This is a genomic window from Microbacterium sp. NPDC096154 (genome assembly GCF_040302945.1).
In the GTDB taxonomy this organism is placed as follows: Bacteria; Actinomycetota; Actinomycetes; order Actinomycetales; family Microbacteriaceae; genus Microbacterium.
In genome coordinates this window covers 190,489-214,930 of sequence record NZ_JBEOSM010000003.1, presented here as the reverse complement: position 1 = coordinate 214,930, position 24,442 = coordinate 190,489, and the positions used below count along the sequence as shown (strand labels likewise).

The following is a 24,442-nucleotide window of genomic DNA, read 5'->3' as shown; positions in this document are numbered from 1 at the left end:
GCCATCCGGCCCCGACACGGGCCACAAGCGGGACATGCCCGAGCGCGTTCGGGTCCGCGTGGGAGGGCGGACCTCAGCCCACGTGGTGACGACCGCTCGGCACGACCATGGGCTTGCCGGTGAGGGGGTCCGGGATGACGGTGCTCGCCAGGCCGAACACCGACTGCACGAGCTCGGGGGTCAGCACGTCGTCGGGCGCCCCCTGCGCGTGCACCGCGCCGCCCCGCACCGCGATCAGCTCGTCGGCGTAGCGCGCGGCGAGGTTCAGGTCGTGCAGCACCATCACGATGGTCGTGCCACGGTCGTGGTTGAGGTCGGTGAGCAGGTCGAGCACCTCGACCTGGTGTGCGACGTCGAGGAACGTGGTCGGCTCGTCGAGCAGCAGGATGTCGGTCGCCTGCGCGAGCGCCATCGCGATCCAGACACGCTGCCGCTGACCGCCGGACAGCTCGTCGACCGAGCGGTTCGCGAGCTCCGAGATGCCGGTCGCCGCGAGCGCCTCGGCCACCGCGGCGTAGTCCTGCGGGCTCCAGCGCGCGAGCAGCCGCTGGTGCGGGTGCCGGCCGCGGCCCACGAGGTCGGCCACCGCGATGCCCTCGGGCGCGACGGGGCTCTGCGGCAGCAGTCCCAGCAGGCGCGCGATCTCCTTCGAGTGCCGCTCGTGCAGCGCCTTGCCGTCGAGCACGATCCGCCCCTCGCTCGGCGCGATGAGGCGCGCCATGGCCTTCAGCAGCGTCGACTTGCCGCATCCGTTCGCGCCGACGATCGCGGTGATCCGGCCCGGCGCGACGGTGAGGTCGAGCCCCTCGACCACCGTGCGGTCGCCGTACGAGAGTGTCAGGCCTTCGGTCTCGAGCGTGTGAGAGACGGTCACAGGGTGCCTCCGGATCGATTGGCTCGGACGAGCAGGAAGATGAGGTACGGCGCACCGAGCACGCCCGTGATGACGCCGACCGGCAGGCGGCCGCCGAACGCGTGCTGTCCCACGAGGTCGCCCACGAGCACGAGCAGCGTCCCGATCAGCCCGGCCGGCAGCAGCAGCGAGCCGCCGGGCCCGACGATGCGCGCCGCGATGGGCCCGGACATCAGGGCGACGAAGGCGATGGGGCCCGCCGCCGCGGTCGACAGCGCGACCAGCAGCACGGCCGCGAGGATCGCGAGCAGTCGTGTGCGCCGCACGCGCACGCCCAGCGCCGCCGCGGACTCGTCGCCGAGCCGCAGCACGTCGAGCGGCCCGCCCAGGATGAGCAGCAGCGGCACCAGCACCGCGAAGGTCGCCGCGATCGGCTGCACCCGCTCCCACGAGGCGGGATTGAGGCTGCCCGTCAGCCACAGCATCGCGCCCTGCAGATCCCACGTGGCGGCGCGTGACAGGGCGTAGGTGATGACGCTGTCGAGCATCGCCGCCAGGCCGATGCCGATCAGGATGAGCCGCGTCCCGGCGAACCCGCCGCGGTGCGACAGCAGCCAGATCGCGATCGCGGTGGCCAGGGCGCCGCCGAGCGCGACGAGCGACACCGCGATGCCGTCGAGCCCCAGCACCACGATGCTGAGCACGGCGGCGGCGCTCGCGCCCTTGCTGATGCCGATCATGTCGGGCGAGGCCAGGGGATTGCGCAGCATGGTCTGGAACGTGACGCCCGCGATGCCGAAGCCGAAGCCGACCAGGATGCCCAGAGCGACGCGGGGCAGGCGCAGTTCGCCGACCGTGAAGGACGCGCCCGGAACGGTCTCGCCGAGGATCACGCGGATGACCTGATCCAGGCCGTAGAACGTGTTGCCGACCATGAGGGAGACGACGGCCACGGTCGCCGCGAGCACCGCCAGCACGACGGTGATGACGGTGCGGCGCCGCGCGCGCAGGCGACGGCCGGCGGCGACGGCGGCCGGGTCGGCTGCGAGCTGGGAGAGGGCAGGGGCGACGGTCACAGCTCACGCACCTTCTGGCGGCGGACGATCCAGATGAAGAACGGTGCGCCGATCAGAGCCGTGACGATGCCGACCTCGAGCTCCTGACCGGGCAGGACCAGCCGGCCGACGACGTCCGCCGCGATCAGCAGGCACGCGCCCACGAGCGCCGACGCGGGCAGCAGCCAGCGATGGTCCGTGCCGATCAGCAGGCGGCACACGTGCGGCACGACGAGGCCCACGAAGCCGATGGGGCCGGCGACCGCCACGGCGGCGCCGCACAGGATGACGCCGCCGGCGGCCGAGATGAGGCGCGTGCGCATCACGTTCTCGCCGAGGGCGGAGGCGAGGTCGTCGCCCAGCGCGAGCGAGTTCATGCCGCGCGCCATCGCGAGGCAGACGAGCGTGCCGACGATCGCGAACGGCAGGAAGAGCCCGATCTTGGCGGCGTCGGCGCCGCCGACGCCGCCCACCTGGAAGAAGCGGAAGGTGTTCATGGCGTCGACGCGCGGCAGCAGCACGGCGCTCACGAGCGACATGGCGGCCGCCGAGGTCGCCGCCCCCGCGAGCGCGAGCTTGAGGGGCGTCGCGCCGCCGCGGCCGAGCGAGCCGACCGTGTAGACGAAGACTGCGGCGATCGAGGCGCCCGCGATCGCCAGCGCGGCCCACGCGGCGGCGTTCGCGAGACCGAAGAAGGCCACGCCGATCACCACCGCCAGCGACGCGCCGCCCGAGATGCCCAGGATGCCCGGCTCGGCGAGCGGGTTGCGGGTCACGGCCTGCATCGCGGTGCCGGCGAGGGCCAGGGCCGCGCCGACCAGAGCGGCGAGCAGGGTGCGCGGCACGCGCTTGAACACCGCGGCCTGCGAGATCGTGTCGGTGCCGCCCGCGAGCCCCGCCAGCACGTCGTCGAACGCGACATCGCGCACGCCCAGCGAGACCGAGGCCACCATGAGCAGGACGAGCGCCGCGGTCGCGGCGGCGAGCCACGCCAGACGGACGACCGCCGGACGCCGCAGGTTCGCGGCATCCGGCGTCGTCATGGGCGCGAGGCGCGTGCTCACCCCTCGGCGCCGCCGGTGGCTCCGGCGAGGAGGTCGAAGTACTCGTCGATGCCCCAGCCGATCGAGAGCGGCGACGGGTTGGCCGACGCGGCGAGCGGGTCGACGCCCAGCAGGGCGATGCGTCCCTCGGCGATCGCCGGGATCTGCGACAGCAGCGGGTCGGCCTGCAGCGCCTCCTTGAGGCTCTCGTCGCCGTAGGTGACGAACACGTCGACGTCGTCGAAGCGCTCGGCCTCCTCGGAGCTGACGTAGGCGAGGAACGAGTCGGTCTTGGCTGACTCGTCGACCACGACCTGCGGCTCGGGAAGGCCGATCGAGGTCAGGAAGCCGGGCCGCGTGTCGAGGCTCGTGTAGAAGCCCACCTGGCTGAGGTCGGCCGGGTCGAAGAACGAGAACAGGAACGTCTTGTCCTTCATCTCGGGGTGCGCATCGAGCGACTCCTGCACGCGGGCGTCGAGATCGGCGATCAGCTGCTCGCCCTCGGCCTTCATGCCCATCGCGGTGCTGTTCATCTCGATCATCTGCTGCACGGACGTGCCCCAGGCCACCTCGGGGTACGCCACGACGGGAGCGATCTTCGACAGCGTGTCGTAGTCCTCCTGCGTCAGGCCCGAGTACGAGGCGAGGATCAGATCGGGCTGCGTGTCGGCGACCTCCTCGAACGGGATGCCGTCGGTCTCGTCGAAGAGCACGGGCGTCTCGGCGTCGAGCTCGGCGAGCTTGTCCTCGACCCAGGGCAGCACGCCGTCCCCGTCGTCGTCGCCCCAGGTGGCCTTGCTCATGCCCACCGGCACGACGCCGAGGGCGAGCGGCACCTCGTGGTTGGCCCATGCGACCGTCGCGATGCGCTCCGGCTTGGCGGGGATCTCGGTGGTGCCGAAGACGTGCTCGACCTCGACCGGGAAGGCGCCGTCGCCGCCGGTGCCGGCGGACGCGCCGGGCTCGGCGGCGGGGGAGGACGAGCAGGCCGCCAGCGAGGCGGTCAGGGCGAGGGCGACGGCGGCCGCGCCGAGAGTGCGTGCGATGCGCAAGGGAGATCCCTTCGATGCTGTGACGGGGATGCCCCGGACCGGGTAGGTGAGGCTCGCCTAACCTAACACCTTTCACGGCTCCCATCCAACGGGCGTGCGACCGCAGGGCGGGAACGGCGACGGCCCCGGTCCGCAGGGGACCGGGGCCGTCGCACGTGTCGTGTGCGCTTACAGCGCCGCGAGCGCGGCGTTGAACGTGGCCGACGGGCGCATCACGGCCGAGGTCTTCTCGGCGTCGGGGCGGTAGTAGCCCCCGATGTCGACGGGGCTGCCCTGCACCGCGATGAGCTCGTCGACGATCGTCTTCTCGTCGGCGGCGAGCTTCTCGGCCAGCGGCGCGAAGGCGGCGGCGAGCTCGGCGTCGTCCGTCTGCTTGGCCAGCTCCTGCGCCCAGTACAGGGCCAGGTAGAAGTGCGAGCCGCGGTTGTCGATCGTGCCGATCTTGCGGCCGGGCGAGCGGTCCTCGTCGAGGAACGTGCCCGTGGCGCGGTCGAGCGTGTCGGCCAGCACCTGCGCCTTGGCGTTGTCGGTGGTCTGGGCCAGGTGCTCGAAGGACGCCGCCAGGGCGAAGAACTCGCCCAGCGAGTCCCAGCGCAGGTAGTCCTCGGCCACGAGCTGCTGCACGTGCTTGGGCGCCGAGCCGCCCGCGCCGGTCTCGAACAGTCCGCCGCCCGCCATCAGCGGCACGATCGACAGCATCTTGGCCGACGTGCCCACCTCGAGGATGGGGAACAGGTCGGTGTTGTAGTCGCGCAGCACGTTGCCGGTGACCGAGATGGTGTCGAGGCCCTCGCGGATGCGCGCGAGCGAGAACAGCGTCGCCTCGGCCGGGGCCATGACGTGGAGCTCGAGGCCCTCGGTGTCGTGCTCGGGCAGGTACTGCTCGAGCTTGGCGATCAGGTTGGCGTCGTGGGCGCGGTTCGCGTCGAGCCAGAACACCGCGGGCGTGTTCGACAGGCGGGCGCGCGTCACAGCCAGCTTGACCCAGTCGCGGATGGGGGCGTCCTTGGTCTGGCATGCGCGCCAGATGTCGCCGGCCTCGACTTCGTGCGACAGCAGGACGTCGCCGGCCGAGTTCACGACCCGCACGGTGCCCGGCGCCGCGATCTCGAACGTCTTGTTGTGCGAGCCGTACTCCTCGGCCGCCTGCGCCATCAGGCCCACGTTGGGCACGGTGCCCATGGTGGCCGGGTCGAGCGCGCCGTGGGCCTTGCAGTCGTCGATCACGGCCTGGTAGATGCCGGCGTACGACGAGTCGGGGATGACCGCGAGCGTGTCGGCCTCCTTGCCGTCGGGGCCCCACATGTGGCCGCCGATGCGGATCATGGCGGGCATCGACGCGTCGACGATCACGTCGCTCGGCACGTGCAGGTTGGTGATGCCCTTGTCCGAGTTGACCATCGCGAGCGCGGGGCCCTCGTTCAGCGCGGCGTCGAACGCGGCCTTGATCTCGGCGCCGTTCGGCAGCGCGTCCAGGCCGGCGTAGATGGCGCCGAGGCCGTCGTTGGGCGACAGCTCGGCGGCCGCGAGGTCGGCGCCGTACTTCTCGAAGACGGGCTTGAAGAACGTCTTGACGACGTGACCGAACAGGATGGGGTCGCTGACCTTCATCATGGTCGCCTTGAGGTGCACCGAGAACAGCACGCCCTCGGCCTTGGCGCGCTCGACCTGGTCGGCCAGGAACGCGTCGAGCGCCTTGGCGCTCATGAAGGTCGCGTCGACGACCTCGCCCTCGAGCACCTTGAGGTCGTCCTTGAGCACCGTGACCGCGCCGTCCTGGCCCACGTGCTCGATGCGCAGCGTGTCGGCCGCCGGGATGACCACCGACTGCTCGTTCGAGTAGAAGTCGTCGTGGCCCATCGTGGCCACGTTGGTCTTCGACTCGGCGCTCCACGCGCCCATCGAGTGCGGGTGGGCCTTCGCGTAGGCCTTCACCGACGCGGGCGCGCGGCGGTCGGAGTTGCCCTGACGCAGCACGGGGTTCACGGCCGAGCCCTTGACCTTGTCGTAGCGGGCGGCGACCTCGCGCTCGTCGTCGGTCTCGGGGTTGCCCGGGTAGTCGGGGATGTCGTAGCCGAGCGCCTGCAGCTCGGCGATGGCCGCCTCGAGCTGCGGGACCGACGCCGAGATGTTGGGCAGCTTGATGATGTTGGCGGAGGGGTCGTTGGCCAGCTCGCCCAGCTCGCTCAGCGCGTCGCCGATGCGCTGCTCCTCGGTGAGGCGCTCGGGGAACTGCGCGAGGATGCGGCCCGCGAGCGAGATGTCGCGCGTCTCGATCTCGATGCCCGCCTTCGCCGCGTAGCCCGCGACGATCGGCAGGAACGAGTACGTCGCCAGCAGCGGCGCCTCGTCGGTGTGCGTGTAGATGATCTTCGACATGCGGAAGAAGCTCCCTGTGATCGTGGGCCCTGGTGGTCAGCCGATCGGCTACTCCCGCCGAACGGACCGGGCGCCGATTCTCTCGATTTCAAGATACCCGAGCGCCCGTGCCGGCCCGTGTCCTCGGACGGCCGGAACGCGTGAGAGCATCGGGGGCGATGACCCCCGATGCCCCGACTCCTCGCAGACCGACCTACGCGGCGCGCGCCGAGCGCTTCCATCCGTCGGGCGTGCGATCCGTGTTCGACATCGCGATGCAGCCGGGCATGATCTCGCTCGCGGGCGGCAGCCCCGACCTGGCCGCGCTGCCTCGCGACGTCGTGGCCGGCCTCGCCGTCGGCGTGCTGCGCGACCGCGAGGTCGACGCGCTGCAGTACCAGCCGGCCCAGGGCCTCGCGGGAACGATCGAGGCGATCCGCGAGGTGATGCGGGCGGAGGGCGTCGAGGCCGGGCCCGAGCGCATCCAGGTGACGGCGGGGTCGCAGATGGGCCTGCAGGCGATCACCACGCTGCTGGCGGATCCGGGCGACACGGTCCTCGCCGAGGCGCCGACCTACGTCGGCGCCCTGTCGATCTTCGGCGGCCTGGAGGCCGAGGTCGCGCAGGTCGACATCGACGAGGACGGGATGATCCCCGCGGCGCTCGAGGAGACGATCGCGCGCGTGCGGGCATCCGGATCGCGCATCCCGTTCCTGTACACGGTGCCGACGTTCGGCAACCCGTCGGGCGCGACGCTCGGCGAGGAGCGGCGCGACGCAGTGGTCGAGATCTGCCGGCGCGAGGGCATCCTGATCGTCGAGGACAACCCGTACGGGATGCTCGCGTTCGACGACGCGGGGGACACGCGCTCCGCCCGGACGACCCTGTACGCGCGCGACCCGGAGAACGTCGTGTATCTCGGCTCGTTCTCGAAGATCTTCTCGCCAGGCGTGAGGGTGGGATGGGTCGCCGCCCCGGTCGAGCTGCGTGCGCGGGTGCAGCTCGTGGTGGAGGCCATGACGATCCATGCGTCGGTGCCGGGTCAGCTGCTCGCGGAGCGCTTCGTCACGCAGACCGACTGGCGCGCCCACGTGCGTCGCAGCACGGCGGTGTACCGCGACCGGCGCGACGCCCTGATGGCCGCGCTCGAGCGGCACATGCCGGCGGGCACGACCTGGACCCACCCGCGTGGCGGGTTCTTCACGGTCGTGACGCTGCCTGACGGCACCCCGTCGGACGGGCTGCTCGACGCCGCGATCGCCGCGCGCGTCGTCTACGTGCCGGGCAGTGCCTTCATGGCCGACGGCAGCCGCGAGGACACCGTGCGCCTCGCCTTCAGCTTCGAGCCCGAGGAGCGCCTCGCCGAGGGCGCGCGCCGTCTGGCCGAGGCCGTGCGCTCGCTGTCGCCGTAGAGCCGGACGGCGGCTGACGGACGCTGTCAGGAAGTGGGAGCGGCAGCGTGGCTGTGGAGCACGCCCACGGGGCCGTCCCACAGCCAGAGCGTGATCTGCTCCGCGAGCGCGTCGCGGTCGGGGAGCGCGGCGAGGCCACGGTGGGCCAGCCACCATTCGCCCGTGCCGCGCACGAACCCGACCGCGCCCGCAGCCCAGGCGGCGGCGTCATGCGGGGAGACGCCCGCCGCCTGCGCGAACGGCCCCGCCACGAGCTCGATCACCGAGTCGAGGTACGACGACAGCGGCGTCTCCTCGGTCTCCGTCGACCGCGCCTTGTCGTCGACGGCCTCGGGGTCCGGCCCCGCGATCGACGCCCGCGCGACGAACCAGTAGACCTGCGGCGAATGCTCGATCATCTCGAGATACACGCCCACCATGGCGCGCATGGCCGCAAGCGGTGTGGGGGCCTGTCGGGCGGCGCGAGCCAGCGCGTCGTGCATGTCGGCCACGACGGCCGATGCGACGGCGCGGCGCAGGCCCGCCTTGTCGTGGAAGTAGCGGTAGACGATCGATTTCGACGTGCCCGCCGCCTGGGCGATCTCGTCCATCGAGACGCCCGGCCCGCCGCGGTGCACAGCCTTGCGAGCGGCATCGACCAGGTCGCGCCGACGGGCGGCGCGGTGGTCGTCCCACCGGGTCCTGCGCCCGTCCTGCCCACGCTGGTCGCCCGTCTGAATCACGCGACCGAGAGTATCAGGTACTCTGAGTCTCACATCATGGTCGATCCGCCGACGGCGCTGTCGACCCGATCCATCACCCGACTCGCAATCCGAGCGAAGGAACGACGAAGTGGCCGCACGCTCCACCACGCCCGCCCCGACCACCCAGGGTGCCGAACGCCCGACGACACCCGCGCTGCGCGACGCGGTCGTGGTCGGCGGCAACCGCATCCCGTTCTCGCGAGCGGGCAAGAAGTACGCCGACGCCTCCAACCAGGAGATGTTCACGGCGGCGCTCGAAGGGCTCGTCGCCCGCTTCGGCCTTCAGGGCGAGCGCCTCGGCGAGGTCGTGGGCGGCGCCGTGCTCAAGCACTCCCGCGACTTCAACCTCATCCGCGAGTGCGTGCTCGGCTCGTCGCTGTCGCCGCAGACGCCGGCATACGACCTGCAGCAGGCCTGCGCCACCGGTCTCGAGGCCGCGATCGCGGTGTCGAACAAGATCAAGCTCGGTCAGATCGACTCGGGCGTCGCGGGCGGCACCGACACGGTCTCGGATGCACCCATCGCCGTCAGCGAGGGCCTTCGTCGGGCGCTGCTGAACGTCTCGCACGCGAAGACGCTGTCGCAGCGCCTCAAGGCGATCGCCTCGCTGCGCCCGGCCGACCTCAAGCCGCTCACGCCGGCCACCGACGAGCCCCGCACGGGTCTGTCGATGGGCGAGCACCAGGCCATCACCACGGCCCGTTGGGGCATCACGCGCGAGGCGCAGGACGAGATCGCGTTCCGCAGCCACCGCAACCTCGCCGAGGCCTGGGACGCGGGCTTCTTCGACGACCTCGTTACGCCGTTCCGCGGACTGACCCGCGACGACAACCTGCGAGCCGACACCTCGCTCGAGAAGCTGGCCAAGCTGCAGCCGGTGTTCGGCAAGGGCCTCGCCGGCACCGAGGCGACCATGACCGCCGGCAACTCCACCCCGCTGACCGATGGCGCGTCGGCCGTGCTGCTCGCATCGCGCGACTGGGCCGAGGCCAAGGGCCTGCCCGTGCTCGCGAAGTTCGTCGATGCCGAGACCGCCGCGGTCGACTTCGTGCACGGCCACGAGGGTCTGCTCATGGCCCCCGTGCACGCCGTGCCCCGCCTGCTGACCCGCAACGGCCTCGCACTCGACGACATCGACTTCTTCGAGATCCACGAGGCCTTCGCCTCGACCGTGCTCACCACGCTCGCGGCGTGGGAGGACGACGAGTACTGCCGCACGGAGCTGGGCCTGGAGGGCGCGTTCGGCGCGGTGGACCGTGCGAAGATCAACGTCAACGGCTCGTCGCTCGCGGCCGGTCATCCCTTCGCCGCGACGGGCGGGCGCATCCTGGCCTCCGCGTCGAAGATGGTGGCCCAGCGCGCCGCGGAGACGGGAAAGCCCGCGCGTGCCCTCATCTCGGTCTGCGCAGCGGGCGGCCTGGGCGCCACCGCGATCATCGAGTCGGCCTGACCCGGCGGAGCGAAGGATGACTGACGCATACACGCGGGCCGTGAACACCGGCCTCACCAAGGTGCTCGCCAAGAAGCTGGGCCTGCCGCGGCCTGCCCTGCTGCGCCGGTACAAGCCCGGTCAGCCACTCACCGTCGGCCCCGTGCTCGTGGTCTCGGACGACGCATCTCGCCGCGACGCCGACCGCGTGGCCACGGCGCTGCTGGGGTGGGGCCTGGATGTGCGCCGCGACGCGTCGGAGGACGCGCGCTGGGGCGCGATCCTGCCGGTGCTCACCGAGCTCGCACGACCCCAGGACGCATCCGCGGTCGTGCTCTCGCTGCCCGGCGCGCTCAAGCGGCTGCAGCCGAGCGGTCGCGTCGTGACGCTGTCGCGGCCTGTCACCTCGAGCGACGCCCCCGAGCTCGCGGCCGCGCGCCAGGGCGTCGACGGGTTCCTGCGCTCGCTCGCGCACGAGCTGCGCGGCGGCGCGACGGCGAACGGCGTCGTGCTCTCCGACGGGCTCGACGTCGGCCATGCCTCGGTGCTCGCCACCGTGCGCTTCTTCCTGTCGGCGAAGTCGGCGTACGTCGACGGGCAACTGCTCGAGGTCGGCCCCACCGACGCGGCCCCGCCGCTCGAGGGCTTCGACGCGGAGAAGCCGCTCGCGGGCCGGGTCGCCGTGGTCACAGGGGCCGCGCGTGGCATCGGCGCGGCCATCGCGAAGACGCTCGCGCGCGACGGCGCCACCGTGGTGTGTGTCGACGTCCCCGCCGCGGGCGATGGGCTGGCCCGCACGGCCAACGCGGTCAGGGGCACGGCGCTGCAGCTCGACGTCACCGCGCCGGACGCGGGCACGCGCATCCTGCAGCACGCGAAGACGCGGCACGGCCGACTGGATATCGTGGTGCACAACGCGGGCATCACCCGAGACAAGCTGCTGGCGAACATGGACGCGGCCAAGTGGGATGCGGTCGTGGCGGTGAACGTCTCCTCGCAGCTGCGCATCAACGAGCAGCTGCTGGCGGCGGCCGATCGCGGTGAGCTGCCCGGCCTTCGGATCGTGTCGCTCGCCTCGACGTCGGGCATCGCGGGCAACCGGGGACAGACCAACTACGCGTTCACCAAGGCCGGCGTCATCGGTCACACGGCCGCCACGGGGCCGCTGCTCGCGCCGACCGGAGGCACGGCCAACGCGGTCGCCCCCGGCTTCATCGAGACCGACATGACCAAGCACATCCCGTTCGCCACCCGACAGGTGGCCCGCCGCCTCTCGTCACTGCTGCAGGGCGGCGAGCCGGTCGATGTGGCCGAGGCCATCGCGTTCCTCGCGTCGCCGCCCGCGGCCGGCGTCAACGGTCAGACGCTGCGCGTCTGCGGTCAGAACATGGTCGGCCGATGACCCAGCGCCGGGTCGTGACGCTGCCCACGCTGCCGTCGCTCGGAGGCCTGTACGCCGGGGCCGTCGCGTCGTCGGCGCGCATCGCCGCCAGCCGGGCGGCGCGCGGCGGGGGAGCCGCGCCCGTGCTCCCGGGCACGGAGGTCCGCGTCGCAGGCGTCGGCACCGGGGGGATGGCGGCGCACCTGCGCGACTACCAGCGGGTCGTGCGCGAGCCGGCCTCCGACGTGCTGCCCGCCGGCTTCCTCCACGCCCTCGCGTTTCCCCTCTCGATGGCGGTGATGACCCGTCGCGACTTCCCCCTGCCCCCGCTCGGCATGGTGCACATCGCCAACGACGTGGCGGTGAGCCGGCCCGTCCTGCTCGGCGACGAGCTGGAGGTGCGCGCATGGGCCGAGAACCTGCGCCCGCACCGACGCGGCGTGACGGCCGATTTCACGGCCGAGATCCGCGTCGCGGGAGAGCTCGCCTGGCGAGGGGTCTCGACCTACCTCGCGAAGGGCGTCTCGACCGGCGAGCGCGCGCCCGAGCGGGCGGAGGAGTCCGCGTGGTCCCCGCCGCTGCCGACCGGCCGCTGGGCGCTGCCGGCGCACACCGGCCGGGCGTACGGCGCCGTGTCGGGCGACCGCAACCCCATCCACATGTCTGCCCTCGCGGCCCGGGCGTTCGGGTTCCCGTGCGCCATCGCCCACGGCATGTACACGGCGGCGCGTGCGCTGGCCGAGGTGGGCCCGGCGCGAGGGGAGAGCTTCCGGTGGACCGTGGAGTTCGCCAAGCCCGTGCTGCTGCCCGGCACGGTCGACGTCGCGATCACGCGCACCGGTGAGGGCTTCGCATTCGCAGGCTGGAACGGCCGCCGCGGCACGAAGCACTTCGCGGGCGCCGTCACGCCCCCCTGACCGCGCTGTCCGGCAGGAGACATGCCGTCCGACGGAGCGCTTCCGGATCGGTTCTCCGTCGGAGGGAAGATCTCCTACGGAACGGGAGGCGGGTCGATCTCGACGTCGACCGCGCCGAACGGGAACGGCCAGATGTAGCTCGTCGCCTCTCCGGGGCCGGGCATCATCCAGAACCACGCGCTCGCGATGACGAGCGAGGCGCCGGCGACGATCATGATGGCGATGCCGGCACGATCGAGCATCCGGATGGCGTCGGCGTCGTCGAGCGCATGGCGCGCGGCGCGGCTGACCGCGCGATAGGCGAGGGCCGCGATGACGACGCCGACGAGGGGGCTCTCCGTGAGGTTCCACTGCTCGCACGTCTGGTGCAGCCCGCCCGACCCGTCGTCGTACATCTCGCCGTAGCAGCGGCCCCGGCTGCCACCTGTGAACATCGCGTACCCGAGCCATGACAGCACGGCCGTGAGGATCAGGCCGCGCACCTTCATCAGCACGGGCGATCCCGCGCGTGTGCGCGGCAGCTCCCGGGTGACGTCGGTCATGACGCCAGCATGGCAGAGGCCCCCCGACCTGCACGAGCGGCGGAGAAGTCCACGCATGCGGAGCGCATCGGCCGATCCGGCACGGATCGGTGCAGATCTCCGCGCCGGGCGCAGGCCGCAGTCACCGCGACATGCGGGCCAGGAACGTGCGGGTCCGCTCGTGCTGCGGGGCGTCGATCACCTGCGACGGCGGGCCCTGCTCGACCACGACGCCGTCGGCCATGAAGACCACGCGGTCGCAGACCTCGCGGGCGAAGCCGATCTCGTGCGTGACCACGATCATGGTCATGCCCTCGTCGGCGAGGGCGCGCATGACGCCCAGCACCTCGCCGACCAGCTCGGGGTCGAGCGCGCTGGTCGGCTCGTCGAACAGCATCACCTTGGGCTTCATGGCGAGGGCGCGGGCGATCGCTACGCGCTGCTGCTGCCCGCCCGACAGCTGCGACGGGTAGGCGTCGGCGCGGTGTGCGAGGCCCACGCTGTCGAGCAGCGCCAGAGCCTCCTCGCGCACCTCGGCCCTGGCGCGTCGACGCACGCGCAGCGGCGCCTCGATCACGTTCTCGAGTGCCGTCATGTGGGCGAACAGGTTGAAGCGCTGGAACACCATGCCGATGTCCTGCCGGCGCTCCGCGACCTCCTTGGGGCGCAGCTCGTGCAGCCGGCCGCGGTGCTCCCGGTAGCCGACCAGCACCCCGTCCACGCGGATCTCGCCGCGGTCGACATCCTCGAGGTGGTTGATGCAGCGCAGCAGCGTCGACTTGCCCGATCCAGACGGGCCCAGGATGCCGACGACCTCGCCCGGGTGCACCTCGAGGCTCACTCCCTTGAGCACGTCGTTGTGTCCGTAGGACTTCTCGACGTCCCGGATCGTGACGAGCGGCTCCGTGACGACGGCGGTCATGCGGCCACCTCCTTGCGCTCGCGCATCGGCAGCAGCCGGGCCAGCCACCCCGACGGCGCACGGTCCTTGTCGAAACGGCGCTCGACCACGGTCTGGATGATGCTGGCGACGCTCGTGAGCACCAGATACCAGGCGCTCGCCACGAGGAACATCTCCATCTGGGTGAAGTCGCCCGTGCCCATCTGGCGCGAGCGGAACAGCAGATCGCCCGCGCCGATGATCGAGACCAGCGACGTCTCCTTGAGCAGCGTCACCAGCTCGTTGCCCGTGGGAGGCAGGATCGAGCGCATCGCCTGAGGCAGCACGATGCGCCGCATGGTCTGCGCGGGCGTCATGCCGAGTGCGCCGGCGGCCTCGGCCTGGCCCTTGTCGACCGACAGGATGCCGCCGCGCACGATCTCGGCCATGTACGCGGCCTCGTTGAGCGCGAGAGCCAGGATGGCCGCCGTGAACGGCTGGATGATCGCGTTCGTCTGCACCGTGGCGAACCCGAGATCGATCCGGGGCAGGAACAGCGACAGGTTGAACCAGATCAGCACCTGCACGAGCAGCGGCGTGCCGCGGAAGAGCCACACGAAGCCGAAGGCGAAGGCCGACAGCAGGCGGTTGCTCGACAGGCGCATGATCGCGATGCCGATGCCCAGGGCCGCGCCCAGCACCATGCTGACGATCGTCAGGACGACGGTCATCCCGAGCCCCTCGAGCACGGCCTGCGCGCCGAAGCGCGAGAACACCACGTCCCAGCGCACGGTGCTGTGCGCCGCGATGTCGGCGACCAGCTTCGCCGCGAGCGCGACGAGGACGGCCACGACGATCCACTGTCCCCAGTGCCGTACGGGCACGACCCGGGGCGGTGCGGCACTCGGCGCAGGGGCCGCCTTCTCGGCGCTCATGGGGCGGTCCGGGCTCACTCGTCGGCGCCGTTGACGGTGATCTCGTCCAGGGCCGAGCCCTCGAGCTCGTACGCGCCGAGGATCTCCTCGTACGTGCCGTCCTCGAGCAGCGACTGCAGCGCGGCCTGGAACGCGGCGACGAGCTCGTCGTCGCCCTTCTTGAACACGTAGCCCAGCGGCGCCGGGTCGATCGACTCCTGGTTGGCGACCTCGAAGGCGCTGCCGCCGCCGATCTGCTCGGCGTTGTAGCGGCCCGTGGCCTCCTGCGTGAGCATCGCGACCGTGCGGCCCTGCTGCACCTGCAGAAGCGCGTCGGAGTCGGTGGCCTGCGTCAGGATCTCGATCGGGTCGGGGCACTCGACGCTCGCGGTCTCGAGGATCGTCTGCTGCGTCGAGTCGACCAGCACCGACACCGGCTTGCCGCACAGGTCGAGCAGCGAGTCGATGTTCTCGGGGTTGCCGGCCGGGACCATGATCGCCTGGTCGGCGTTGAAGTAGTCGACGAAGTCGTAGTTGGCCTGTCGCTCGACCGTGTCGGTCATGCCCGCGACGACGAGGTCGAAGCGGTCGGCGTCGAGGGAGGGGAGCAGCGTGTCGAACGCGACGTTCTCGAGCTGGTACTCGATGCCCAGCCGCGCCGTGACGGCGTCCAGCAGGTCGATGTCGAGGCCGATGATCGTCGAGCCGTCGGCGTCCATGTACTCGTAGGGCGCGTAGCCGGCCTCGGTGCCGACCACGACCGAGCCCGACTCCTGCACCTCGGCGGGCAGCATGCTGTGCAGCGTGTCGTCGGCGGTGACGTCGGTCTCGGGAGCGGGCGCCTGCGACTCGGAGGGCGCCGCAGTGTCGCCGCCGCCGGTGCAGCCGGCCAGCAGCAGGCCCGAGACGGCGAGCGCGGCGATTCCGATCAGCGGGCGGACGGTGACGGTCGAAGGCATGATGCTCCTATCGAGGCCGGAGGATCGGCGGTGCGAAGGCAGGGGGACCTCTCGATTGTAGTTTCCCCGCGTTTCGGCGCGGTTTCGGGGTGCGCGGACGAGGACGCCGTCGGGTCGTGGTCTCAGCCGCGCAGGGCCTTCTGCAGCCGCTGCACCGACACCGCCTCGGCGGTGCCCAGGCGCTGCGCGAACAGCCCGACGCGCAGCTCCTCGAGCAGCCAGCGCGCGCGCACGAGATGCGCGGGGGCGTCCGGCGGCACGGGGATCGTGCCGCCCGCCTCGGCGTACGCGGCCGTGGCGCGCTCGAGCTCGGTCATCCAGGCCCGGTCGCGTCCCGGGTTGTCGGGCAGCGCCTCGAGGCGCACGCGCGCTCCCTCCAGGTATCGGGGCAGGTGCTGCAGCCGCGCGAGGCCGGTCTGGGAGACGAACCCCGGATGGACGAGTCCCGCGAGCTGCCCACGGATGTCGCCGAGCGGACCGAGCAGTGCCATCGAGTTGGACTTCTTCAGCCCGCGCTCCACCTCCCGAGCGGCGCTCAGGATGCGCGCCACGAGCGAGACGCAGGCGAACACGTCGTCGACCGACCCGCGGGTCGCCTCCGCGCGCAGCCGGTCGAACGCCGCGGGCGTGCGGGGGAGCGCGCCGGCCCGCTCGAGCACGGCGTCGGCGACGGCCGCGCGGCAGTCCTCGATCAGAGCTTTGGCCGAGGAGTACGGCGAGGCCGCGAGGACGAGCTTCTCGTTCGCCGTGAGGTGCTCCTGCACGTACGAGGCAGGGGAAGGCACGGCGAGCAGCAGCAGTCGGCGCACACCCCGACGCGTCTCGAAGGCCGCACGCTCGGGGGTGGCCTCGACGCGCAGCGCCACCGACGAGCCCTCGTCGATCAGCGCGGGGTAGCCGCGCACGACGCCGCCCGCGACCTTCGTGTCGACGATCTCGGGCAGCTCGCCGAAGTCCCACTCCGTCAGGCCCGTGCGTTCCCGCACCGGACGAGCGGAGCCGACCGCGACCTCAGCGGGGCCGCCGCGCCGGGCCTCGCGGTCGAGCGAGCGCGCCACGCTCTGTCGCGCGCGGCCGGCCAGCCGCTCCTGCAGCGCCCCCAGGTCGCGATCCGATCCGAGCGCGCGCCCGCGCTCGTCGACCGCGCGGAACGACATGGTCAGGTGCCCCGGCACGCGATCCATCTCGAAGTCGGATGCGCGCACAGGCTGGTTCGCCACCCGCTGGATCCGCCGCGCGAGCGCCTCGCGCAGGCTCTCGGGCGGGCGGCCGGCGTGATCCTCGGGGCCGGAGCCGCGCAGCTCGACCGCGAGCTTCTCAGCCCAGTCCGCGGCCGGCACCACGTGGCGACGGATGGCCTTCGGCAGGGCGCGCAGCAGGGCGGTGATGAGCTCCGAGCGCATGCCGGGCACCTGCCAGTCGAACCCCACGGGCTCGAGCGAGGCGAGCAGCGCGAGCGGCACGACCACCGTGACGCCGTCGTCCGGGGCCCCCGGCTCGAAACGGTACGCGAGACTCAGGGTCTGGTCGCCCTGCGTCCACCGCGTGGGGAAGTCGCGTGCGTCCGCCGTCGCCTGGCCCTCGACCAGGTCCGACTCCCGCATGGTCAGCAGCCGGGGCGTGCGCTTCAGCGACTCGCGCCACCATGACTCGAACGACCGGACGTCGAACACCTCCGCAGGGATCCTCGCGTCGTAGAACGCGAACACCGCCTCGTCTCCGGCCAGGATGTCCCGACGCCGCTCGCGCTCCTCGAGCCTCTCGAGGCGGCGGCGCAGCTCGGCGTTCTGACGCAGGAACGCCGTGAGGTCCTTGGACAGGCGCGACGGATCCCATTCGCCGTCGACGAGCGCGTGCCGCACGAACAGCTCGCGCGCACCCGGCCGGTCGACGCGCGCGAACTGGATGCGCCGGCGCGGCACGATCTCGACGCCGTACAGCGTGACCTTCTCGTAGGCGACCGCGGCCCCGGCATCCTTCGACCAGTGCGGCTCGGTCACCTGACGCTTGGCCAGGTCGCCCGCCAGCGCCTCGGCCCACGCCGGATCGATCTGCGCGACCGTGCGCGCGAACAGGCGCGACGTCTCCACCAGCTCGGCCGCCATGACGGCCTTGGGGCGGCGCCTGCGCATCACGGAGCCCGGGAACACCGAGAACCGGATGCCGCGCGCCCCGCGATACTCCGCGCCCCTGCCGGATCCGGGTCGGCCCTGGTCCCTGCCCTTCTCGCGCTCGTCCAGGATGCCGATCTGGGACAGCAGGCCCGCCAGGAGGGACTGGTGGATCGCGTCAGCCTGCGCTCCCGGAAGGGCTTGGACGAGGTCTTCATTGCTCGCTTCGCTCGCCGCGCTCGCACGTCGGTTGCCCTTGCGGGGTGCCAGTCCGCTCGCGAGGCCGCGCAGCTGACGGTGCACGTCGAACCACTCGCGCACGCGCACGTAGTTCAGGAACTCCGCGCGGCACAGCCGGCGGAAGGCGCTCGAGCCCAGCTCCGACTGCTTCTCCTGCAGGTGGTTCCACAGGTTCAGCAGCGTGAGGAAGTCGCTCGTGGGGTCGGCGAAGCGCGCGTGCGACTGGTCGGCCTGCTCGCGCTGCTCCTCCGGCCGCTCGCGCACATCCTGGATCGACAGCCCCGAGACGATGGCGAGCACCTCGGCGACCGTGCCGTTGCGGTGGGCCTCGACGAGCATGCGTGCGAAACGCGGGTCGATCGGCAGCCGCGCGATGTCGCGGCCGACGCGCGTCAGCCGCGCCGCTCCGTCGCGCGCGAGCACCACGGCACCGAGCTCGACCAGCAGATCGAGCGCGGCCTTCACGCCGCGTGAGTCGGGCGGGGTCAGGAACGGGAACTCCGAGATGTCTCCGAACTCCAGCGCGAGCATCTGCAGGATGACCGACGCGAGCGACGTGCGCAGGATCTCCGGCTCGGTGAACTCGGGACGGCGCGCGAAGTCGTCTTCGCCGTAGAGCCGGATCGCGATGCCCGCGCTCGTGCGCCCCGCGCGCCCCGAGCGCTGCTGCGCCGATGCCTGCGAGATCGCCTCGATCGGCAGACGCTGCACCTTGGCGCGGTTGCTGTAGCGCGAGATGCGGGCGGTGCCCGTGTCGATCACGTACTTGATGCCCGGCACCGTGAGCGAGGTCTCCGCGACGTTGGTCGACAGGATCACGCGGCGCTTGACGCCGGCGACCGTCGACCGCTCGAACACGCGGTGCTGTTCGGACGCGCTCAGGCGGCCGTACAGGGGCAGCACCTCGGTGGGTGCGCGCTCATCCCGGAAGGCGCCGCGCACCGCATCGGCGGCGTCGCGGATCTCCGCCTCCCCGGGCAGGAACACCAGTACGTCGCCGGGTGCCTCCCGGTCGAGCTCGCGCAGCGCCGCGACGATGCCGCCGACCTCGTCCTCGACGTCGTACGCGGCGACATCCTGCCCGTCGTCCGACGCGTCGGCGACGAGGGGCCGATACCGGATCTCCACCGGGAACGTGCGGCCCGATACCTCGATGATCGGGGCGGGCGTCCCGTCCTGCTCGGCGAAGTGCATCGCGAACGACTCGGGGTCGATCGTCGCCGAGGTGATGATCACCTTGAGATCCGGGCGCTGCGGCAGCAGCTGCTTCAGGTACCCCAGCAGGAAGTCGACGTTGAGCGAGCGCTCATGGGCCTCGTCGACGATGATCGTGTCGTAGCGCGACAGCGTGCGGTCGCGGTGGATCTCGTTGAGCAGGATGCCGTCGGTCATCAGCGCGATGCGCGTCGCGTCCGACACCTTGTCGGTGAAGCGCACCTTGTAGCCCACCACGCCGCCGAGCGGCACGGCGAGCTCCTCGGCCACGCGCTCCGCGATCGTGCGCGCGGCGAGGCGCCGGGGCTGCGTGTGGGCGATGCGCTGACGGCCCAGCTCGAGCGCGATCTTCGGCAGCTGCGTCGTCTTGCCCGAGCCGGTGGCGCCCGCGACGATCACGACCTGGTGGTCTTCGATCGCGCGCGCGATCTCGTCCCGTGCGCCGCTGACCGGCAGCTCGGGAGGGTAGGAGATGCGGGGTTCGGGCATAGCCCTCCAGTCTAGGTCGCGGATGCGACCGGCGTCGTTGCGGCTGTGGTCGAGATGGCGGCCTAGGATCGGCCCATGTCGCCCGACCCCTCTCGCCCCGACGAGCGCCGGGCGTTCACACCGGTCGAGCAGCGCATCGACGACTGGGCGTCGCGTCGGCTCGACGCGCTCGCCGCGGGCGGACCCGGGCGCCGCGCGCTCGTGGAGTTCTCGGTGTTCGTGCTGAAGCAGGCGTGGGCGTGCATCTTCGGCGCCGCGATGCTCGGAGCCATCGTCGCGGCGCGGCTCTGGTACCCCGACGACGCCGTGCTCGCGCGCAGCGACGCCCTCGTGATCGCGGCCGTGACCATCCAGATCCTCATGCTGGTGTTCCGCCTGGAGAGCGGTCGCGAGCTGTGGGTCATCCTGCTCTTCCACGTGGTGGGCACCGTGATGGAGATCTTCAAGACCGACGTCGGCTCGTGGAGCTACGAGGGCGATGGCGTGCTGCGCATCGCGGCCGTGCCCCTGTACACCGGCTTCATGTACGCCGCGGTCGGGTCGTACATGGTGCGCGTCTTCCGTCTGTTCGAGCTGCGTTTCGACCGCTATCCGCCGCTGTGGGCGACCGCGGTGGTGGCGGCGGGCATCTACGCGAACTTCTTCTCGCACCACTACCTGCCCGACGCGCGATGGGTGCTGCTGGCGCTGGTCGGGCTGCTCTATGCCCGCTGCACCATGCTGTTCCGCAACCACCGCACCCGGCCGTGGCGGCGCATGCCGGTGCTGATCGCGTTCGCCGGGGTGGCGTTCTTCATCTGGATCGCCGAGAACATCGGCACGGCGGCGGGCGCGTGGATCTATCCCGACCAGGCCGACGGCTGGCAGCTCGTGTCGCTGTCGAAGCTCGTCTCGTGGCTGCTGCTCATGATGATCTCGGTCGTGCTCGTCACCTTCGTCTACCGGCCGCGGGCGCCCGACGCGCCCGAGGAGCGGGCCGAGGAGCCCGCGTTTCTTCGGCGGCTATCGGGCTGACACATCCATCGCGTACGATCGCCCGCACCCGGACGCGCCGCGACCGGACGCCACGTGCCCCCGACCCCGGAGCCGCCCATGTCCCGCCGCCTCGTCATCGTCGTCCGAGCCGATCCGGTGATCTGCGGGCACTCGGGGGAGGCCCGCAATCTGGCGGAGGCGGCGCGCAAGCGCGGGTTCGACGAGGTGCGCATCGTCACGTGGCCCATCGAGCGCCTCGAGGCCGCGGGACTGCCGCTGAAGCCCCTGGACTCGGTGCTGCCCTACAGCGACGGCATCACGGTCGAGCGTCCCGAGCCGGTGGGCGACTACAAGGTGGTCGACGGCCGCTACATCCAGGGACTGGTGGGCCGGCTCGTCGAGCTGTTCACCGACGGCGTGCCCACCGTGGCGATGTCGCTGTACCTGAGCCCGCACACCACGGCCGTGACCGACGCTGTGGAGGTCGCGCGCAGGACGGGCCTGCCGGTGAACGTGGTGACCGTCGCGGAGGCGGTCGGCTCGGATGTCACCAACGTCGTGCGGCAGTGCGTGACCGACGGACGCTTCGGGGCCGCGGCGCATGTGCTCGAGTCGTACCTGGCGAGCGATGTGTGCGTCGCGGTGTCGCAGTACACGAAGGATCTCATCGTCGAGGAGGCCCGCCTGCTCGACGCGATGCACGGCACGCGCTACGCCGAGCGGTGCGACGAGAAGGTGGCGATCTCGTACCCCGCCATCGACGCGTCGCTGTTCCTCGGCCTCGACCGGGCCGAGCTCGACCGGCGCCTCGCGGCCCGCGGGCTCCAGCGCGACGGCTACGTGTTCTATCTGTCGCGGCTGGCGCGGGCCAAGGGCGTCGAGGATCTGATCGCCGGATTCGCTGCGTCGGAGGCGGCGGGCGGCACGGAGCTGATCATCGCGGGTCGCGGCCCCGAGGAGGAGGAGCTGCGCGGCATCGCGGCGGCGTCGCCGGCGGCCGAGCGCATCCGGTTCCTCACCGACGTCGACGACGCCGAGAAGCCGTACCTCTTCGCGGGCGCTGCGGCCTATGTGCTGCCGACCAAGCCGCGCCCCGAGTTCATCGAGACGTTCGGGATCGCGCTCGCCGAGAAGGCCCTGTCGGGGGGCGGCCCCGCGATCACGACGCTGACGGGCGGCGTGGGGGAGGCCGTGGGTGACACGGCGATGATCATCGACGTCGACGCGCCCGACCAGATCGCCGCGAGCATCGACCGGGCCCTCGGGATGAGCCCGGCCGAGCGCGCCGCCTGGGAGGAACGCGCCCGGGCCCATGCGCTGCAGTTCGACCGGATGAACGTGTTCGACCGGCTGTTCGAGCGGGTCGCCGCGATCGACCGCGTCTTCGCGTGAGCGGAGCGGAAGCCCTCGGGACAGGATTCGTCAAGCCCGCCTTCGGTGTCCGGGATCGCTCATAGGGTGGACGACATGACCGTACCCACCATCACGCTCAACTCCGGTTTCGAGATCCCGCAGCTCGGCTTCGGCGTCTTCCTGGTTCCGCCGGCCGAGGCCGAGAAGGCCGTCAGCGAGGCCCTCGAGGCCGGCTACCGTCACATCGACACGGCGGCGATCTACAAGAACGAGGAGGGGGTGGGCGCCGCCATCGCGAAGAGCGGCATCCCGCGCGAGGAGCTCTTCATCACCACCAAGCTCTGGAACGATCGCCAGGCGGGCGACGAGCCCCGGGCCGCGATCTCCGAGAGCCTCGAGAAGCTCGGCCTCGACTACGTCGACCTCTATCTGACGCACTGGCCCGCTCCGAAGAACGACAACTACGTCAACGCGTGGCAGAAGCTCATCGAGATCCGCGACGCGGGGCAGGCCAAGAGCATCGGCGTCTCGAACCACCTGGTCGAGCACCTCGAGCGCATCGTGGAGGCCACCGGCGTGACGCCGGCCGTGAACCAGATCGAGCTGCACCCCGCGTACCAGCAGCGCGAGATCACGCAGTGGGCGGCTGACCACGGCATGCACATCGAGTCGTGGGGACCGCTCGGCCAGGGCAAGTACGACCTGTTCGGCGAGAAGGCCGTGGCCGACGCGGCCGCAGCGCACGGCAAGACGCCCGCCCAGGTCGTGATCCGCTGGCACCTCGACAAGGGCTTCATCGTGTTCCCGAAGTCGGTGCGCGCCGAGCGCATGGCTGAGAACTTCGATGTGTTCGACTTCGAGCTGACCGACGCGGAGGTCGCCGCGATCGACGCGCTCGACCCGCTCGACGGCTCGGGCCGCGTGGGTGCCCACCCCACTGAGCTCAACTGAGCGGACGTTCGCCGCAGAAGGCCCGAATGGAGACCCCATTCGGGCCTTCTCCGGCGTATGCGGGCGTCACACCCAGCCCGGCAGCCAGTTGTGCAGGCGCCACAGGTCGTAGGGCTCCAGGAAGCCGGTCGACAGAGGCAGGAAGAACACCGCCGCGAGCACCGCGAGCACGAGGAACACCGCCGCCACGAGCCGCCAGGCGCGCGTCTCGGTCGCCGCGGCTCGCGTGGCGTACGCGACCTCCGAGGGGCTCGGGTCGCGCACGATCACGGGGTCGCGCGGGCGCGCCAGCCACCCGAGGGCCAGCGCCAGACCGATCACGAGGAACGGCAGCATCGCGACCGTGTAGAACTGGAAGATCGTGCGCGACGGGTACAGCAGCCACGGCAGGTAGGTGACTGCGATCCCCGTCAGCACGAACGCGAACCCGAAGCCGTAGGTCCCGGCACGGCGTCGGACCAGCAGCACGGCGATCAGGATCACCGCCGCCCATGCGCCGTACCAGGTGACCGGGTTCGGATGGCTGCCGATCACGGCGATGCAGTCGTCGCTCCAGCCGCAGGAGGCCTCGCCTGCCTCGGGGCGGCCGAGCCACATCGCGGTCGGGCGCAGCAGCAGCGGCCACTGCCAGGCCGGGCTCGCGTAAGGGTGGGAGCTCGTGAGTCCCACGTGGAACCCGTACATCGACGAGTGGTAGTTCCACAGCGCGATCAGCGGGTTCGGGTCGGAGCCCCGGTCGTATCCGCCGGTCGTCACGAGCCAGCCGGTCCAGGAGATCGCGTACACGACGGCGGCGATCGGCACGAGCTGCAGGAAGGTCACAGGGCCCTGGCGCACGAGGGCGGCGGCGTACCACTCCCGCACGCCTGCCCGGCGGCGGGCGAGCGCGTCGGCGACGACCAGGGCGATGCCGACGCCGGCGAGCACGTACAGCCCCGACCACTTGACCGCGGTCGCGGCGCCGAGAGAGGCCCCCGCAGCGACGATCCAGGGGCGGTTCCAGAACACGGGCCCGGCGTAGCCGTCGCCCCTGTCGAAGCGCGCGGATGTGCGGTCCCGATCCAGCAGCAGGAACCAGAACGCCAGCGTGATGAAGAACGCGAGGAACCCGTCGAGCAGACTCACGCGGCTGAGGGCGATCGCCAAGCCGTCGATCGCGAGCAGACCGCCCGCGACCGCGCCCACGGCGGTCGAGCCCGACAGGCGCCGCGCGATCGCGTACACCAGGGGCACGAGCAGCGTTCCGAACAGAGCGGCCGAGAAGCGCCATCCGAATCCGCTGTCGGCGCCGAACAGCGCCATCCCGATCGCGATCAGCCACTTGCCGAGAGGTGGATGCACGACGTAGCTCGCGGCGGGGGAGTAGATGTCGGTGTCGCCCTGCTGGAAGCGCTCGTTGGCCTCCTCGGGCCAGCTGCCCTCGTAGCCGAGATGGAGCAGCGTCCAGGCGTCCTTGACGTAGTACGTCTCGTCGAAAACGAGCTCCTGCGGATGCCAGAGGCCGATGAAGCGCAGCGCTGCGGCCACGAGCGTGAGAACGAGCGGAGTCACCCACAGGGCCAGCCGGTCGCGCGTCACCTCACCAGGGTAG

General features: G+C 71.7%; 19 protein-coding genes. 7 read left to right on the top strand and 12 right to left on the bottom strand.

From position 1 onward, the window contains the following. Nucleotides 1-73: 73 nt before the first annotated feature. The 5 genes from ABTW64_RS05705 to ABTW64_RS05685 form a co-directional block, all read right to left on the bottom strand. Nucleotides 74-874 (bottom strand): ABC transporter ATP-binding protein, encoded by an 801-nt coding sequence (locus tag ABTW64_RS05705; protein ID WP_350620146.1) that lies wholly within the window; start codon nucleotides 872-874, stop codon nucleotides 74-76. After that, on the bottom strand, nucleotides 871-1,929 hold the full coding sequence (locus ABTW64_RS05700; RefSeq protein WP_350620144.1) for a FecCD family ABC transporter permease: 1,059 nt from the start codon (nucleotides 1,927-1,929) through the stop codon (nucleotides 871-873). Before ABTW64_RS05700 ends, ABTW64_RS05705 begins: the two co-directional genes overlap by 4 nt. Beyond that, complete coding sequence (locus tag ABTW64_RS05695; RefSeq protein ID WP_350620517.1) at nucleotides 1,926-2,951, bottom strand: FecCD family ABC transporter permease; 1,026 nt, start codon at nucleotides 2,949-2,951, stop codon at nucleotides 1,926-1,928. Before ABTW64_RS05695 ends, ABTW64_RS05700 begins: the two co-directional genes overlap by 4 nt. 17 nt (nucleotides 2,952-2,968) lie before the next feature. After that, nucleotides 2,969-4,003: an iron-siderophore ABC transporter substrate-binding protein gene (locus ABTW64_RS05690; RefSeq protein WP_350620142.1), complete on the bottom strand. Its 1,035-nt coding sequence runs from the start codon at nucleotides 4,001-4,003 to the stop codon at nucleotides 2,969-2,971. A 168-nt stretch (nucleotides 4,004-4,171) separates the two neighbouring features. Beyond that, entirely contained in the window at nucleotides 4,172-6,382 is a 2,211-nt protein-coding gene (locus ABTW64_RS05685; RefSeq protein ID WP_350620140.1) for an NADP-dependent isocitrate dehydrogenase, read from the bottom strand. Between the two features lie 158 nt (nucleotides 6,383-6,540). Between ABTW64_RS05685 and ABTW64_RS05680 the strand changes: the two genes are divergently transcribed. Further along, nucleotides 6,541-7,773 carry an aminotransferase-like domain-containing protein gene (locus tag ABTW64_RS05680; protein WP_350620139.1) on the top strand — a complete coding sequence of 411 codons (1,233 nt, stop codon included), beginning with the start codon at nucleotides 6,541-6,543 and terminating at the stop codon, nucleotides 7,771-7,773. Nucleotides 7,774-7,799: 26 nt separating this feature from the next. Here ABTW64_RS05680 and ABTW64_RS05675 read toward each other — a convergent pair whose 3' ends face one another. Then, nucleotides 7,800-8,495, bottom strand: coding sequence for a TetR/AcrR family transcriptional regulator (locus tag ABTW64_RS05675; protein ID WP_350620137.1), 696 nt, complete (start codon nucleotides 8,493-8,495; stop codon nucleotides 7,800-7,802). 109 nt (nucleotides 8,496-8,604) lie between these two features. Between ABTW64_RS05675 and ABTW64_RS05670 the strand changes: the two genes are divergently transcribed. From ABTW64_RS05670 to ABTW64_RS05660, 3 genes are read left to right on the top strand one after another with little or no spacing between them, the layout of a single operon-like run. After that, nucleotides 8,605-9,966 carry an acetyl-CoA C-acetyltransferase gene (locus tag ABTW64_RS05670; RefSeq protein WP_350620135.1) on the top strand — a complete coding sequence of 454 codons (1,362 nt, stop codon included), beginning with the start codon at nucleotides 8,605-8,607 and terminating at the stop codon, nucleotides 9,964-9,966. Between the two features lie 16 nt (nucleotides 9,967-9,982). Beyond that, nucleotides 9,983-11,347 carry a 3-oxoacyl-ACP reductase gene (locus tag ABTW64_RS05665; RefSeq protein WP_350620133.1) on the top strand — a complete coding sequence of 455 codons (1,365 nt, stop codon included), beginning with the start codon at nucleotides 9,983-9,985 and terminating at the stop codon, nucleotides 11,345-11,347. Continuing rightward, entirely contained in the window at nucleotides 11,344-12,243 is a 900-nt protein-coding gene (locus ABTW64_RS05660; RefSeq protein WP_350620131.1) for a MaoC/PaaZ C-terminal domain-containing protein, read from the top strand. The genes ABTW64_RS05665 and ABTW64_RS05660 overlap by 4 nt, the downstream gene beginning before the upstream one ends. A gap of 74 nt (nucleotides 12,244-12,317) precedes the next feature. On the opposite strand, the gene ABTW64_RS05655 is transcribed toward ABTW64_RS05660, so the two are convergent. The 5 genes from ABTW64_RS05655 to hrpA form a co-directional block, all read right to left on the bottom strand. After that, nucleotides 12,318-12,785, bottom strand: coding sequence for a hypothetical protein (locus tag ABTW64_RS05655; RefSeq protein ID WP_350620129.1), 468 nt, complete (start codon nucleotides 12,783-12,785; stop codon nucleotides 12,318-12,320). 121 nt (nucleotides 12,786-12,906) lie between these two features. Then, nucleotides 12,907-13,686, bottom strand: coding sequence for an amino acid ABC transporter ATP-binding protein (locus ABTW64_RS05650; protein WP_350620127.1), 780 nt, complete (start codon nucleotides 13,684-13,686; stop codon nucleotides 12,907-12,909). Further along, nucleotides 13,683-14,579, bottom strand: coding sequence for an amino acid ABC transporter permease (locus ABTW64_RS05645; protein WP_350620125.1), 897 nt, complete (start codon nucleotides 14,577-14,579; stop codon nucleotides 13,683-13,685). Before ABTW64_RS05645 ends, ABTW64_RS05650 begins: the two co-directional genes overlap by 4 nt. A 14-nt stretch (nucleotides 14,580-14,593) precedes the next feature. Then, nucleotides 14,594-15,517, bottom strand: coding sequence for an ABC transporter substrate-binding protein (locus tag ABTW64_RS05640; protein WP_350620123.1), 924 nt, complete (start codon nucleotides 15,515-15,517; stop codon nucleotides 14,594-14,596). 122 nt (nucleotides 15,518-15,639) lie between these two features. Then, on the bottom strand, nucleotides 15,640-19,572 hold the full coding sequence (hrpA, locus tag ABTW64_RS05635; RefSeq protein WP_350620121.1) for an ATP-dependent RNA helicase HrpA: 3,933 nt from the start codon (nucleotides 19,570-19,572) through the stop codon (nucleotides 15,640-15,642). 75 nt (nucleotides 19,573-19,647) lie between these two features. On the opposite strand from hrpA, the gene ABTW64_RS05630 reads away from it, so the two are divergent. The 3 genes from ABTW64_RS05630 (at nucleotide 19,648) to ABTW64_RS05620 (ending at nucleotide 22,851) form a co-directional block, all read left to right on the top strand. Continuing rightward, on the top strand, nucleotides 19,648-20,586 hold the full coding sequence (locus ABTW64_RS05630) for a DUF817 domain-containing protein (RefSeq protein ID WP_350620119.1): 939 nt from the start codon (nucleotides 19,648-19,650) through the stop codon (nucleotides 20,584-20,586). A gap of 78 nt (nucleotides 20,587-20,664) precedes the next feature. Next, nucleotides 20,665-21,939, top strand: coding sequence for a glycosyltransferase (locus ABTW64_RS05625; protein WP_350620117.1), 1,275 nt, complete (start codon nucleotides 20,665-20,667; stop codon nucleotides 21,937-21,939). Nucleotides 21,940-22,014: 75 nt separating this feature from the next. After that, the gene (locus tag ABTW64_RS05620; protein WP_350620115.1) at nucleotides 22,015-22,851 is read left to right on the top strand and encodes an aldo/keto reductase; all 837 of its coding nucleotides are present in this window, start codon (nucleotides 22,015-22,017) and stop codon (nucleotides 22,849-22,851) included. A 66-nt stretch (nucleotides 22,852-22,917) separates the two neighbouring features. Here ABTW64_RS05620 and ABTW64_RS05615 read toward each other — a convergent pair whose 3' ends face one another. Next, nucleotides 22,918-24,429: a dolichyl-phosphate-mannose--protein mannosyltransferase gene (locus tag ABTW64_RS05615; RefSeq protein ID WP_350620113.1), complete on the bottom strand. Its 1,512-nt coding sequence runs from the start codon at nucleotides 24,427-24,429 to the stop codon at nucleotides 22,918-22,920. Nucleotides 24,430-24,442: the final 13 nt, after the last annotated feature.

What these genes read in the sequence shown, in the direction of transcription:
- ABTW64_RS05695 (WP_350620517.1), bottom strand. Translation starts at nt 2,951, where the DNA reads ATGACGACGCCGGATGCCGCGAACCTGCGGCGTCCGGCGGTCGTCCGT.
- ABTW64_RS05685 (WP_350620140.1), bottom strand. Translation starts at nt 6,382, where the DNA reads ATGTCGAAGATCATCTACACGCACACCGACGAGGCGCCGCTGCTGGCG.
- ABTW64_RS05680 (WP_350620139.1), top strand. Translation starts at nt 6,541, where the DNA reads ATGACCCCCGATGCCCCGACTCCTCGCAGACCGACCTACGCGGCGCGC.
- ABTW64_RS05665 (WP_350620133.1), top strand. Translation starts at nt 9,983, where the DNA reads ATGACTGACGCATACACGCGGGCCGTGAACACCGGCCTCACCAAGGTG.
- ABTW64_RS05660 (WP_350620131.1), top strand. Translation starts at nt 11,344, where the DNA reads ATGACCCAGCGCCGGGTCGTGACGCTGCCCACGCTGCCGTCGCTCGGA.
- ABTW64_RS05655 (WP_350620129.1), bottom strand. Translation starts at nt 12,785, where the DNA reads ATGACCGACGTCACCCGGGAGCTGCCGCGCACACGCGCGGGATCGCCC.
- ABTW64_RS05650 (WP_350620127.1), bottom strand. Translation starts at nt 13,686, where the DNA reads ATGACCGCCGTCGTCACGGAGCCGCTCGTCACGATCCGGGACGTCGAG.
- ABTW64_RS05645 (WP_350620125.1), bottom strand. Translation starts at nt 14,579, where the DNA reads ATGAGCGCCGAGAAGGCGGCCCCTGCGCCGAGTGCCGCACCGCCCCGG.
- ABTW64_RS05640 (WP_350620123.1), bottom strand. Translation starts at nt 15,517, where the DNA reads ATGCCTTCGACCGTCACCGTCCGCCCGCTGATCGGAATCGCCGCGCTC.
- hrpA (WP_350620121.1), bottom strand. Translation starts at nt 19,572, where the DNA reads ATGCCCGAACCCCGCATCTCCTACCCTCCCGAGCTGCCGGTCAGCGGC.
- ABTW64_RS05630 (WP_350620119.1), top strand. Translation starts at nt 19,648, where the DNA reads ATGTCGCCCGACCCCTCTCGCCCCGACGAGCGCCGGGCGTTCACACCG.
- ABTW64_RS05625 (WP_350620117.1), top strand. Translation starts at nt 20,665, where the DNA reads ATGTCCCGCCGCCTCGTCATCGTCGTCCGAGCCGATCCGGTGATCTGC.
- ABTW64_RS05620 (WP_350620115.1), top strand. Translation starts at nt 22,015, where the DNA reads ATGACCGTACCCACCATCACGCTCAACTCCGGTTTCGAGATCCCGCAG.